This is a genomic window from Hoeflea phototrophica DFL-43, from assembly GCF_000154705.2.
Classification (GTDB): domain Bacteria; phylum Pseudomonadota; class Alphaproteobacteria; order Rhizobiales; family Rhizobiaceae; genus Hoeflea; species Hoeflea phototrophica.
The window spans coordinates 1,959,585-1,972,299 of the sequence record NZ_CM002917.1 but is presented as its reverse complement, the minus strand read 5'-3'; the positions used below and the strand labels follow the sequence as shown (position 1 = coordinate 1,972,299).

At 60.0% G+C, this 12,715-nt stretch carries 9 protein-coding genes and 1 pseudogene; 6 read left to right on the top strand and 4 right to left on the bottom strand.

Annotated features, from left to right (window positions below):
* Nucleotides 1-71 precede the first annotated feature (71 nt).
* Nucleotides 72-1,238: an N-acetylmuramoyl-L-alanine amidase gene (locus HPDFL43_RS09305; RefSeq protein ID WP_007197063.1), complete on the bottom strand. Its 1,167-nt coding sequence runs from the start codon at nucleotides 1,236-1,238 to the stop codon at nucleotides 72-74.
* Nucleotides 1,239-2,130: 892 nt separating this feature from the next.
* On the opposite strand from HPDFL43_RS09305, the gene HPDFL43_RS09300 reads away from it, so the two are divergent.
* A complete protein-coding gene (locus tag HPDFL43_RS09300; RefSeq protein WP_007197062.1) occupies nucleotides 2,131-5,130 on the top strand; it encodes an Rne/Rng family ribonuclease in 3,000 nt (999 codons plus the stop codon).
* Nucleotides 5,131-5,214: 84 nt separating this feature from the next.
* Here the strand turns inward: HPDFL43_RS09300 and HPDFL43_RS09295 are convergent, their stop codons facing one another.
* Together HPDFL43_RS09295 and HPDFL43_RS09290 are read right to left on the bottom strand one after the other, a co-directional pair.
* The gene (locus HPDFL43_RS09295) at nucleotides 5,215-5,790 is read right to left on the bottom strand and encodes a GNAT family N-acetyltransferase (RefSeq protein WP_007197061.1); all 576 of its coding nucleotides are present in this window, start codon (nucleotides 5,788-5,790) and stop codon (nucleotides 5,215-5,217) included.
* The gene (locus HPDFL43_RS09290; protein ID WP_007197060.1) at nucleotides 5,787-6,905 is read right to left on the bottom strand and encodes a pyridoxal phosphate-dependent aminotransferase; all 1,119 of its coding nucleotides are present in this window, start codon (nucleotides 6,903-6,905) and stop codon (nucleotides 5,787-5,789) included. Before HPDFL43_RS09290 ends, HPDFL43_RS09295 begins: the two co-directional genes overlap by 4 nt.
* A gap of 209 nt (nucleotides 6,906-7,114) precedes the next feature.
* Here HPDFL43_RS09290 and HPDFL43_RS09285 point away from each other — a divergent pair, with 209 nt between their 5' ends.
* The 5 genes and pseudogenes from HPDFL43_RS09285 (at nucleotide 7,115) to aat (ending at nucleotide 12,140) form a co-directional block, all read left to right on the top strand.
* The gene (locus tag HPDFL43_RS09285; protein ID WP_007197059.1) at nucleotides 7,115-8,527 is read left to right on the top strand and encodes a M48 family metalloprotease; all 1,413 of its coding nucleotides are present in this window, start codon (nucleotides 7,115-7,117) and stop codon (nucleotides 8,525-8,527) included.
* A gap of 57 nt (nucleotides 8,528-8,584) precedes the next feature.
* Nucleotides 8,585-9,385: a DsbA family protein gene (locus HPDFL43_RS09280; protein WP_007197058.1), complete on the top strand. Its 801-nt coding sequence runs from the start codon at nucleotides 8,585-8,587 to the stop codon at nucleotides 9,383-9,385.
* Nucleotides 9,386-9,647: 262 nt separating this feature from the next.
* Entirely contained in the window at nucleotides 9,648-10,118 is a 471-nt protein-coding gene (gene accB / locus HPDFL43_RS09275) for an acetyl-CoA carboxylase biotin carboxyl carrier protein (protein WP_007197057.1), read from the top strand.
* A gap of 12 nt (nucleotides 10,119-10,130) precedes the next feature.
* Nucleotides 10,131-11,482, top strand: a pseudogene (gene accC / locus HPDFL43_RS09270) (acetyl-CoA carboxylase biotin carboxylase subunit).
* Between the two features lie 37 nt (nucleotides 11,483-11,519).
* Nucleotides 11,520-12,140, top strand: a complete 621-nt coding sequence (gene aat, locus HPDFL43_RS09265) for a leucyl/phenylalanyl-tRNA--protein transferase (RefSeq protein WP_007197054.1) — start codon at nucleotides 11,520-11,522, stop codon at nucleotides 12,138-12,140.
* Nucleotides 12,141-12,251: 111 nt separating this feature from the next.
* Here aat and HPDFL43_RS09260 read toward each other — a convergent pair whose 3' ends face one another.
* Nucleotides 12,252-12,689 carry a DUF2155 domain-containing protein gene (locus HPDFL43_RS09260; RefSeq protein ID WP_007197053.1) on the bottom strand — a complete coding sequence of 146 codons (438 nt, stop codon included), beginning with the start codon at nucleotides 12,687-12,689 and terminating at the stop codon, nucleotides 12,252-12,254.
* Nucleotides 12,690-12,715: the final 26 nt, after the last annotated feature.

The window sequence follows — 12,715 nt, the reverse complement described above, 5'->3', positions numbered from 1 at the left end:
TGCCAAGCCTATCGTGGCCAATCTACCACACTCCGTGAGCGCAGCCGACCGCGACTTTGACATTAAAGCGATCATTTCCGGCCCGCCAATATGGTCTGCCGGTATTTTACAACCGATTGGGCCAGAAGTTCTGCGGTCTTTTTCTGCCAATCCTCATCATTTAGCATTTCTTCGTCATCACGGTTGGAAAGATAGCCCAGTTCGACAAGCACTGATGGCACATCAGGCGCTTGCAGGACGCGAAAACCGGCATGGCGGTGGGGATTGTTGATAAGCCTGACCTGGCCTTCGAAGGAATTGATGACCTGTTGCGCCAGACCTGTGGAGAAAACCCGGGTTTCGGTTCTGGCCAGATCAACCAGAATTGCCGCGACGCCTTCAGCCGCACCGTCGAGCTTGGCACCGACGATTTCCTCTGCGGCATTCTCCTGATCCGCAAGCGCCTGGGCCATGGCGTCAGACGCCTTGTCGGAGAGTGTGTAGACCGTCGCGCCGCGCAGGCTCTTGATGCGAATGGAATCTGCATGCAACGACAAAAGAAGATCAGCATCGGCATCGCGGGCCATGCGCACCCGCGCCGACAGGGACAGAAACTTGTCTTCGGTTCGGGTCAAACTCGCACGGATTCCGCCTTCGGCCTCCAACGCCTCCTTGAAGGCTTCGGCAAAGGCCAGCGTGACGTTTTTCTCCATTGTGCCAGCCGGCCCTTCGGCCCCACCGTCAATGCCCCCATGACCGGGATCGATGACAATGTTGAGCGTGTCGGACGCATCGCCGGCCCTGACCTGCTCAATCTCGCCGCCATCAAGCGGTGTCCAGACTGTCTCTGCGACCTGGTCCTGAAACACGCCCTCATCAACCGTTACAGCATCAAAGACGAGACGGTGAAGCGCACCGGAGGCCTCCTCCGCGGTCTGCGCGAGTTCGAGACGGGCAGGTTTGCTCAGATCCAGCACAATGCGCGCCCTGCCCGCGCCCGCCGCGCCGTAGCGCACCTCGGACACCAGACCACGGCCTGTCAGGGCAGATTTTTCGAAGGCAAAAACGGTTTCAGGCAGCTCGATGACCGCCCGGTCAGGCGCCGTAAGATAGCGAATTGCAAAAACCGGTTCCTGCTGGAACTCCAGCACCACACGAACCCGGTTTTCATCACCAACGACCCGCGCGGCTACGGCAACCAGCACCTGATCGGTGGCCGGGCCCGCGGCCGGGTTGGACCGCGCGGCGGGCGCCAGCATCACAAGTATCAGGCATGCGCAACCGGCCGGCCGGGCGACTGCTGCAACCTTCCCTGCGATCTGCCTGATTCTTGCAGCACCTAGCACTTGTCTGACCTTGTTGTTCGACGGTTGCTTGGGTTTGGACAGCCTTGCCGCTGCCCGCAACCCCTAACCGGTGCGATTCGCGGCTTTATACCCCAGCAATCCTCACGCAACATGGTTAACATGCGTTTACCATGTGGGTTCCAGGCCGAAATTGATGCCGCTTCCCTAGCGGAACATGCATTTCGCCTTGCAAAAGCCCTCCCTAAGGGAAGAAACGTTTTGAGCTTGCCAGACAGGTCAGCACCTCATAAAAGCGTTAATCGGGAAAGTGTTTTGACGGGATAGATCCGTCACCCCTCCGGCTGCCGCCCTAGAACGGGTCCACGGCGCCAGAAGCGCGGATCATCCGTCGTCCTTTGAAACCCTTCCCGGGAGCCATCGACTCAGACTCCTTTGTTGGAATCCGTAGGTGCGCTCATCAAAGGCAATATGGCCGAAAATGCGGCGAGGCAGAAAAACCCTTCTTCGCGAAACGGCTGCGAAACTGATCAAACCCGGCGGAGATTGATTTTCCGCCACAACCTTTGCGGCAATTCAGCCGCTCGTCCCCAACGGGACTTCCATCGGTCCGCAAGGACTATACGAAAATGAATTTCCGGCCGGCTCTTATGGTGCAAAAACGGATTACCGACAGTGTGAACAGGCCCGAGGCGTCTTGCGCCCCGGATTTAGCCCCGCCATGCATCGACCAAGTCCAAGCTCCGGATTCTCTTTCATCCGGCACATGCCACGATCGCTCTCCCCTGCACCGATTTCCGGGGCTTAGGGGCTTGCTACTGCGTGCGTGCCGAGGAGCTCATACTCAATGGCAGAAAAAATGCTTATCGACGCCTCCCATCCCGAGGAGACTCGCGTCGTTGTCGTTCGTGGAAACCGCATAGAGGAATTCGACTTCGAATCGCAGCACAAGAAACAGCTGCGTGGCAACATTTACCTGGCCAAGGTCACCCGCGTGGAACCCTCGCTGCAGGCAGCCTTTGTCGATTACGGCGGCAACCGTCACGGATTTCTGGCTTTTTCCGAAATCCACCCCGATTATTACCAGATCCCTCTCGCAGACCGGCAGGCGCTGCTTCAGGCTGAAGCAGAAGACGCGGCCAATGACCCCGACTTCGACAACTCCGATGAGCCGGAAGTGGCCAAACCCAAGCCAAAGCGCCAGTCCAGATCCAAGTCGCAAGACAAGGACAAGGCGAAGGCCAAGGACGAATCAGAATCTGGTGACGACGCAGAAGGGTCGAAATCACGGCCACGGCGCAGCCGGCGCGGCAAGAAGAACACCGATGAGACGGCAAACACCGACACCGAAGAAACCACGGCTGTAGCTGGCGAAGCTGCGGCAAGCGAAGCAGATGCTTCGCCTGACGCCGAAACCGGTGGCACCGAAGCGGAGAGTGCCGCGGATGCTGTCGAGGCCGCCAGTGACGACAGCGGCGAAAGCGCCGGGGATCAGAGTTCCGGCAGCAAGGGCGACGACAAGCCGACCGAGATGGCCGCCGATGTCGAGGCCGACGAAATTTCGGAACCAGCGCCGCGCCGCCGCCGCAAGAGCCGCAACGACGATGACGGTTCGAGCTCGGACGACAATGGCGGCTCCGAGGATGACGACGTGGAGTCGGTTGGCTCCGAAGATGCTCAGGAAGAGCTGCCGGCACGTCCGCAGCGCAAGCCGCGCAAGCAGTATCGCATTCAGGAAGTCATCAAGCGGCGCCAGATCCTTCTTGTCCAGGTGGTCAAGGAAGAACGTGGCAACAAGGGTGCTGCGCTGACCACTTATCTGTCGCTCGCCGGTCGCTATTCGGTGCTGATGCCCAACACCGCACGCGGCGGCGGCATTTCGCGCAAAATCACCAACCTGCCCGACCGCAAGCGCCTCAAGGAAATCGCGCGCGAACTGGAAGTTCCGCAGGGCATGGGCGTGATCCTGCGCACCGCCGGTGCAAATCGCACCAAGGTCGAGGTCAAGCGTGACTTCGAATACCTGATGCGTCTTTGGGAGAACGTGCGCAATCTGACGCTGCAATCAACAGCGCCAAGCCTGGTCTATGAGGAAGGCAGCCTGATCAAGCGGTCGATCCGCGACCTCTACAACAAGGACATTTCCGAGATCGTTGTTTCCGGGGAAGAAGGCTACCGGGAAGCCAAGGATTTCATGAAAATGCTGATGCCGAGCCACGCCAAGGTGGTTCAGCCTTACCGCGATCTTCATCCGATCTTTGCCCGCTCCGGTATCGAGGCACAGCTTGACCGGATGCTGCAGCCGCAGGTGACGCTGAAATCCGGTGGCTACATCATCATCAACCAGACCGAAGCGCTGGTTGCGATCGATGTGAACTCCGGCCGCTCGACCCGTGAACACTCGATCGAAGACACGGCGCTGCAGACCAATCTGGAAGCCGCAGATGAGGTTGCACGCCAGCTTCGCCTGCGTGACCTGGCCGGTCTGATCGTGATCGACTTCATCGACATGGAAGAAAACCGCAACAATCGTGCGGTTGAAAAGCGGATGAAGGATTGCCTGAAAAACGATCGCGCCCGAATTCAGGTCGGCCGGATTTCTCATTTCGGGCTTCTGGAAATGTCGCGCCAGCGCATCCGGGCATCGGTGCTCGAAAGCACCATGCAGGTCTGTCCGACCTGCGGCGGCAACGGTCATATCCGGTCGCAGTCCTCGGTTGCTCTGCATGTGTTGCGCGGTGTCGAGGAACATCTGCTCAAGAACACCACGCATGACATTATCGTGCGCACCACCGGCGACACCGCGCTCTACATGCTCAATCACAAGCGTGACACGGTTGTCGGACTTGAGAACATGTTTGGCGTCTCGATCAGCTTCTCAGCCGACGAAACCGTGGGCGCCAACCATTTCGCCATCGATCGGGGGGCTGCGGTCGAAAAGCCGGTCAATATCGACCATATTACCGTCAGCTCTCCAGCCTACCCTGAAGACGACGACGATCCGGAAATCCCCGTGGATGATGCCGAGGAAGCCGAAGAGAACGGTGACGCCTCGGAAGCACAGGATGCACGTGGCGAGGAGCGCAATGAAGACGGTACGGGCCGCAAGCGCCGCCGCCGGCGCCGGCGTGGCGGACGCAAGTCCGAGGGTGAAAACGGCAATGGTGACGAGCGCGCCGCTTCTTCGGATGAAACAGCATCCGATGACGGTGATGACGACGATGAAAGCTCGAACAATGGCAATCAGGCTGACAGCGCGTCGGATGGCGATGGCGAGCGCCGCGGCAAACGCCGCCGCCGCGGCAAGCGCGGTGGCCGCCGCAACCGCGAGGATGAAACCCAGGCGGGCAGCGATGCTGCGACCGACGGTGACACAGCATCCGATGCAGATTCGGCGCCCGAGACAGATGCCCCTTCACCAGAGGCAACGGCTGCAATCGAGCACCCTGCCGAAACGTCATCTGATGCAGGCCCGGTCACCGAAGCGGTCCAGGCTGAGCCAGAGCCGGAAGCCGAAAAGAAACCGGCCCGCAAACGGCGGCGCACCAAGGCACAGATAGCAGCTGATGAAGCGGCAAAAGCCGCCGAAGCCGGTGATGACACTGCCGAGGCTGCCGGTGATGCCGCGCCTGTCGAAGCTGAAACCGCTGCCGCGGCGCCTGTGGTGACCGAGGCTGCAGTTGTGGCTGATGATGCGGAAACCGGAAAGCCGGAAGAAGACCGGCGCAACCGCACCGATCTTGGCGCAATCGCAAGCGAACCGGTTGTGACATCGTCATCCGAGAAGCCTGAAGAGGCTGAAAAGCCCAAGAAGGGCGGCTGGTGGCAAAAGCGCGGCTTCTTCTAAGCCCAGCACCATTTGAAATTGAAGCGGCCGCCGAAGGGCGGCCGTTTTCGTTTGGGGACTTAAAGAAAGGTGTTTTTGTTGTGGTCAGATTGCTGACTTCAACCGCTCCATGACCACAACAGGGCTGCCGCCAATCTCACCAGTGCAACGTTCAACGAAGCCGTTCTTGGCCGCAACGCGCAGCGATGCGGGGTGCTTGGGATCAATGATGCACACGGTTCGCTCTGCAGCCAGATTGGTGTCGCTCCACTCAAGCACAGCAGCAACGGCCTCGCTCGCAAGACCACGCCCATGCGCATGGGTGGCCAGCACCCATCCAATCTCGGGCCAAGGTTCGAGTGACGGCGTCATGTCGCGTTTGTAGTCCGCCAGACCGACCTCCCCCAGAAACTGCCCGGTTAGGCGGTCCTCGACCACCCAGTATCCGAAAGACAGTGCCTGCCAATGGCCAATGTAGCGCAACAGCCGCGACCAGGATTCGGCCCGCGTCGAGGGTTTTCCGGAGATGTAGCGGACCACATCCGGATCGCTCCAGAGCGCAGCAGAGTGATCAAAGTCGGCAATGGAATGGCGCCGCATGCGGGTTCGTTTGGTCAGGATTTCAAACTCGACCACGTCCCGCGAATCCGCGCTCTCCTGTGCCTTTTTGCCGTCCTTCACCGCTTTGCAAACCAGGTTTCGATGCGATCGAGCGCGGTTTCCATCTCGTCATGGCTTCCCGCATAGGAAAACCGCATGAACCGTGCACCATCGACAGGATCAAAATCGCGGCCGGGTGTCGCCGCCACATGGATCTCGGCAAGCATCTGGCGGGCAAAGGCCATGGAATCATTTGTGTGGGCCGAAACATCCACCCAGGCATAAAATGCACCGTCCATGGGAGCCGCGAAGGGCAGCCCCAGTTCCGGCAGGCGTTTGCCCAGAAGCGCGCGGTTGCGCTGGTAACCCCGGCACACCGCGTCCATCTCCTCAGTTGCCGACAGTGCCGCTTCGGCGGCGATCTGGGAGAGTTCCGGCGCACTGATATAGAGGCTCTGGGCCAGGCACTCGACTGGCCTGATCAGGTCTTCGGGCAGGATCATCCAGCCGATGCGCCAGCCGGTCATGCAGAAATACTTCGAGAATGAATTGATGATCACCGCGTTGTCGGACACGGACAACGCGGTTGTCTCCTCCCCGCTCCAGGTCAGCCCGTGGTAGATTTCGTCGGAGATGAAAGCCACGCTGCGGTCAGCGCACCAGGCATCAAGCCGGGCGATTGCGTCACGGCTGTGGACCGCTCCTGTGGGGTTGGCAGGACTTGCTATCAGCACGCCGGCTGCGCGGTCACCCGCCTCAGCCTCAGCGCGCTCGATGGCCTCTGGCGTCAACGCATGGCCGGTCTCGGGCCCGACCGGGATCTCCAGCACCTTGAGTCCCAAAGCCGAGAGAATGTTGCGATAGGCCGGGTAGCCCGGCCGGGTGATGGCCACCACGTCCCCGGGATTGAAGAGTTGCAGAAAAGCCAGGTTGAAGCCGGCCGACGAACCGGTGGTGACCGCGACCCGCGACGGATCGACATCGACACCATAGCTCCTGGCATAGCGCGCGGCGATCGCCTGCTTGAGGCTTTGAATGCCGAGCGCGTCTGTATAGCCAAGGCGGCCATGTTCGAGTGCCCGCGCTGCTGCTTGGCGCGCAGCGCGCGGTGCGGGATGCGCGGGCTGACCGACGGCCATGGAGATCACGTCCCTGCCCTGCGCCTTCAGGCGGGTCGCTTCCGCCAGGACATCCATGGCGTGGAAGGGTTCAACCGATGGCTTACGCGTCAGTGTCACTGTGGCTGCTCCGGGGCTTGCATTTGACTTTGGTGGCTTGGCCGCACAAATGCCTGAATGTCGTGGCCTTCACAAGTGCGGCACCATGGCCTTTTGACCGGATTGTGCGATTGCATTTCCGGGCTTTGCCATTACCTTTCACCCGCATGTGGAGAAAAATCTGATCAATGGCCAAGACCAGCCTGCAATTGTTCCAAACCGAAAACTCTGAACGGCAGCGCCGACCCGGCACGCTCAAGCGCGTTGCAAGCGGTTGTCTTGCTGCTCTCGTTGCGGTTTCTGTCTTGGTGCCCGCCAATGCACAGGGACGCGTGGCGGTGGTACGCGACGCAGAGATTGAAACATTGCTCAAGGACTACGCCAAGCCAGTGCTGCAGGCAGCCGGGCTCAAGGCGAGCCGGGTACAGATTGTGCTGGTCAATGACCGCAGCTTCAACGCCTTTGTCGACGGCCAGCGAATCTTCGTCAACACCGGCGCGCTGATGCAGGCGGTGGTTCCCAATGAGATCATCGGCGTGCTCGCCCACGAGGCTGGGCACCTGGCCGGGGGCCATCAGCAACGCCTGCGCGAACAGATCGCCGCAGCGCGGACAATGGCTATCGTTGGCGGCCTGCTTGGCGCCGGTGCGATCGCGGCGGGCAGCATCTCGGGAAATTCCGGCGGAGCGCGGGCTGGTGGAGCGCTGATCACCGCAACCCCGGGCCTGGCTCAACGCAGCCTGCTCAGCTACCGGCGCTCGGAAGAGATGAACGCCGACCAGGCCGCAGCGCGTTATCTTGACGCCACCGGCCAGTCGATCCGCGGAATGCTGACAACGTTCCAGCGTTTTTCGCAAAGCCTTTCATTGTCAGGCGTTCAGGTCGACCAATACCAGGTCAGCCACCCGCTGCCGCGTGAGCGCATTGCGCTGCTTGAGGAACTTGCACGCAAGAGCCGCCACTATGACGCAACGGACCCCATACCATTGCAAAGGCGCCACAATCTGATGCGCGCCAAGATCGCAGCCTATACCGGCGGCGCCCAGGCGGTCGCGCGCCTTTTCCCAAACGACCGCGTTTCGCTGGCCGCGCGTTATGGTGAAGCCATAGCCACGGACCTCGCCGGCAATTCGGCCGCGTCACTCCAAAAGATGGATGCGCTGATCCGCGAGCAACCAAACAACGCCTATTTTCATGAATTCCGCGGCGAAGTACTGCTGAAACTGCGCAAAAATGACGAGGCTATCAAGGCTTTCGGCACGGCGGCGAAGCTCGACCGCTCCAAATCGCCGTTGATCCGGGCGCGGCTCGGTTTCGCTCTGGTGAGCTCCGGTAAGCCGGGCAACATGAACCGTGCGATTGACGAGCTGCGCGCGGCGATCCAGGCTGAACCTGACAATTTCAATGCATACCGGCACCTGTCGCAGGCCTATGGCATCGCAGGCGACGTCGGCAATGCAGAGCTGGTGATGGCAGAAGGCAATTTCCGCGCAGGCAACACCCGTGACGCCCAGGTTTTTGCAGCCCGCGCGCTGCAGAGACTGCCCAAGGGGTCGCCCGGTGCAATTCGTGCCAGTGACATTTTAACCGTCGGCAAGTAGACAACATCTGCATGGGGCGGACGCACCGCACCAGACTTCGCAAAAGGAACCATCTTCATGGAAAATCGCAACCGCACCGGACTTTTCGCTCTCGTTGCAGTGGGCGTGGCGGCTGCTGCAGGCGCGGCTTTTTTTGCCGGCAAGGCGTCCAATGTCGTTGAACCTGTGCAGCAACAGGCCGGTCTTGCAAAGGAAGAAGTCGGGCCTTTGGTGCGCGAATATCTTCTCGCCAATCCGGAACTCATCGAGGAAGTGCAGCAGGTGCTGCAAGCCAAGCGTGACGAGGAAGCCCAGAAACTCGCCCTGGCGGCAATTGATGAAAACCGGGAAGCAATTTTCAACGCGCCGGAAGACATGACTATCGGCAATCCGAACGGCGACATCACCCTTGTCGAGTTCTTTGACTACAATTGCGGCTTCTGCAAACGCGCGATGGAGGATGTCGTCAAGATCCTGGAAGCAGACAACAACGTCCGGGTTGTGCTGAAGGAATTCCCGATCCTTGGGCCAGACTCACTTGCCGCCCATCAGGTCAGCATGGCATTCCGCAAACTCGCACCGGAACAGTATGGCGACTATCACATGGCACTTCTGGGTGCCGATGTGCGTGCGACCGAGGCGTTGGCCATTGAGCTGGCCCTGGAATACGGCGTCGAAGAGGAAGCGCTGCGGGCGGGCATTGCAGACCCTGCGATTGGGGACTCGATCCGCAAGGCCTACACGCTCGCCGATGCGCTTGGCATTTCCGGCACGCCTTCTTTCGTAATCGGCGATGAAACCGTGTTCGGCGCGGTTGGCTCGGACACGCTTTTGGCCAAGATCAACAATATGCGGCAATGCCAAAGCACCGTGTGCTAAGCTGAAAGATCACCATTCACAGCGATTGGCTTGTGGACAAGCAACGAGCCGCTGCAAAAGCCTTCCCCCGCCTCCACGCAGCGGTGTATGACTGCCGCAAAGGCAAAAATCACCCCATATTGGTGAAAAAGCAACGGCTTCGCCGCTCATGCGCCCCATGTCGGGCTTGTCATCGGGCCGCGTGGGGCTGTAAAGGGACCGTAAAACTGCGATACGCCATCCTGCGCTGTATCGCACCAACAACAAACGAGGCAAATGTCCGATGGCAACACGCAAACCGTCGATCGACCAGGATCTGATCCGGGATCTGGCCAACATTCTCAACGAGACCGATCTCACCGAGATCGAGATCGAGCAAGATGATCTTCGGGTCCGCGTAAGCCGGGCCGGAACACCCCAGACCATTCATGCGCCCATTGCCCAGGCACCTGCTCCACAAGCTGCAGCCCCCGCGCCTGTTGCTGCGGCACCGGCAGAAGCTGCGCCGGCAGCGCCATCAGTCAATGCTGTGACGGCTCCGATGGTGGGAACGGTCTATCTGGCACCCGCTCCGGACGCCAAGCCCTTCGTCGAGGTCGGCCAGACAGTGAAGGAAGGTCAGACCATTTTGATCATCGAAGCGATGAAGACCATGAACCAGATCCCCTCGCCGCGCAGCGGCAAGGTGACCAGTGTTCTGGTTGGCGATGGCCATCCGGTGGAATTCGCAGAACCGATGATCGTGATCGAGTAAGTGAGTGGGCCCATGTTCACCAAGGTTCTGATTGCAAATCGGGGCGAGATTGCACTTCGCGTGCTGCGCGCCTGCAAGGAACTCGGCATTCAGACTGTGGCAGTGCACTCCACCGCCGATCAGGACGCCATGCATGTGCGTCTTGCCGATGAGAGCGTGTGCATCGGACCGCCGCCCTCCCGTGACAGCTATCTTAACATTCATCAGATTGTTGCGGCTTGCGAGATCACCGGCGCGGACGCTGTACATCCAGGCTATGGTTTCCTGTCGGAAAACGCCAAATTCGCGGACATTCTTGACGCTCACGGCATTACGTTCATTGGCCCAACCGCCGATCACATCCGGATCATGGGCGACAAGATCACTGCGAAAAAGACCGCCGAAGAGCTTGGAATCCCGGTCGTGCCGGGCTCCGAGGGCGAAATCACCACCGATGAAGAAGCTGCCCGAGTTGCCAAGGACATCGGCTTTCCGGTGATCATCAAGGCAACAGCCGGCGGCGGTGGCCGTGGCATGAAGGTTGCCAACAACGAAGAAGAGCTTTCGCTCGCTCTGTCCACCGCCCGTTCGGAAGCCGGTGCCGCCTTCGGCAATGCGGCAGTCTATATCGAGAAATATCTCGGACGCCCGCGCCATATCGAAATCCAGGTGCTTGGCGATGGCGAAGGCAACGCGGTGCATCTTGGCGAGCGTGACTGTTCACTGCAGCGGCGTCACCAGAAGGTCTGGGAAGAGGCCAATTCACCCTCGCTGAATGAAGACCAGCGCATGGAAATCGGCGAAATCTGCGCCAGCGCCATGCGCAAGCTGCGGTACCGCGGCGCAGGCACCGTCGAATTCCTCTATGAGGACGGCAAGTTCTACTTCATCGAAATGAACACGCGGCTTCAGGTCGAGCACCCCGTGACGGAGGCGATCACCGGGATTGACCTGGTCAATGAACAGATCCGCGTCGCGTCCGGCGCCGGGCTTTCGGTGACCCAGGATGAAATCCGTTTCCATGGTCACGCCATCGAATGCCGGATCAATGCGGAAGACGCCAACACTTTTGTGCCCTCACCCGGCACCATCACCCACTACCACCCGCCAGGCGGCTTGGGTGTGCGAGTGGATTCGGGCGTGTATCAGGGCTACAGATCCCACCCTATTACGACAGCCTGATCGGAAAGCTGATCGTGCACGGGCGGACGCGTGTTGAATGCATGATGCGGCTTCGCCGTGCGCTTGATGAGTTTGTCGTCGACGGCATCAACACAACGATCCCGCTGTTTCGCGAGTTGCTCGCCAACCCGGACATCGCCAATGGGGACTACGACATTCACTGGCTGGAAAAATTCCTCGCTGCAAAAGCCGCAGGGAAGTAACGGCATCGGCATCAACGCCAGAGCGAAACGCTAAGCCATGGCGCGTGGCTCGCACCTTCATATCACGCCGGATCTGCTTCTGCGCGCCTATGCCTCAGGTCTGTTTCCGATGGCGGATTCAGCCGATGATCCGGAGTTGTTCTGGGTTGAGCCGGAGCTGCGCGGAGTGCTGCCGATTGACCAGTTCCACGTGCCCCGGCGGCTTCAGCGAACCATCCGCCAGTCACCCTACGAGATCCGGGTCAACACGGCCTTTGACGAGGTGATAGCGCGCTGCGCCGAAAGCGTGGCAAACCGGCCATCGACGTGGATCAACTCCACCATTACCGAGCTCTATGGCAGCCTGCACCGGCTCGGCCATGCCCATTCGGTGGAAGCCTGGCAGGGAGAAAAGCTCGTGGGCGGGCTTTACGGTGTCTCGCTGCGCCGGGCGTTCTTTGGCGAAAGCATGTTCAGCCGCGCCACGGATGCATCGAAAATCTGCCTCGTCCATCTGGTTGAGCGGCTCAGGATGCGTGGATTTGTTCTGCTTGATACACAGTTCACCACCGAGCATCTCCAGCGCTTCGGCGTCATCGATGTGCCGCGCGAAGAGTATGCTGTGATGCTGGCGAAGGCGCTCGAAGGCGAGGATATCGTTTTTGATTGTCAGCCGTGAAAACAACTATCGCAAAGCTCGCCACCCCTGCCACAGACCAAACAGCAACACCGCGCACTCACCTGAATGTGCAATGCAAGCTGTCAGTGTTTGAAGGGAGCCGACAATAGCTTAGTTGGTGGCTTCAGGCGCCGGAGGCGGCACATCGGATTGCAACTTGCATTCCTTGAGCCAGACATCATAGACGGCGTGATCGACCGCGTTGAGGCCAGGTGAGTCGGCGAACATCCAACCGGTGAACAGCCGCCTTATCTTGCGGTCGAGCGTGATTTCGTCGACCTCAACAAAGGTGGTGGTCTTTGGCGCTTCGCTCTCGTCGCGGCTGTAGCAAACCTTTGGCGTCACCTGAAGCGCGCCGAACTGAACGGTCTCTCCGACATAGACGTCGAATGTAGTGATCCGACCGGTGATCTTGTCGATCCCGGAAAACACCGCAACCGGGTTCTCGATCCGCGCCGCTGAAGCCTGCGCGAGGCCGACAACGCTGGCCGTTGCTACGATGACCAGCGCAAACGAAGCCCTGGCCAAACTCATCATTTTGAATGTCATCTGCTTCACTCGTCACATCGCCCGCG

Excerpts from the sequence above, each read along its gene's own strand:
- aat (WP_007197054.1), top strand. The coding sequence starts at position 11,520 with ATGGCGCGTGGCTCGCACCTTCATATCACGCCGGATCTGCTTCTGCGC.
- HPDFL43_RS09285 (WP_007197059.1), top strand. The coding sequence starts at position 7,115 with ATGGCCAAGACCAGCCTGCAATTGTTCCAAACCGAAAACTCTGAACGG.
- HPDFL43_RS09305 (WP_007197063.1), bottom strand. The coding sequence starts at position 1,238 with ATGCTGGCGCCCGCCGCGCGGTCCAACCCGGCCGCGGGCCCGGCCACC.
- HPDFL43_RS09280 (WP_007197058.1), top strand. The coding sequence starts at position 8,585 with ATGGAAAATCGCAACCGCACCGGACTTTTCGCTCTCGTTGCAGTGGGC.
- accB (WP_007197057.1), top strand. The coding sequence starts at position 9,648 with ATGGCAACACGCAAACCGTCGATCGACCAGGATCTGATCCGGGATCTG.
- HPDFL43_RS09300 (WP_007197062.1), top strand. The coding sequence starts at position 2,131 with ATGGCAGAAAAAATGCTTATCGACGCCTCCCATCCCGAGGAGACTCGC.
- HPDFL43_RS09290 (WP_007197060.1), bottom strand. The coding sequence starts at position 6,905 with ATGGATGTCCTGGCGGAAGCGACCCGCCTGAAGGCGCAGGGCAGGGAC.
- HPDFL43_RS09260 (WP_007197053.1), bottom strand. The coding sequence starts at position 12,689 with ATGACATTCAAAATGATGAGTTTGGCCAGGGCTTCGTTTGCGCTGGTC.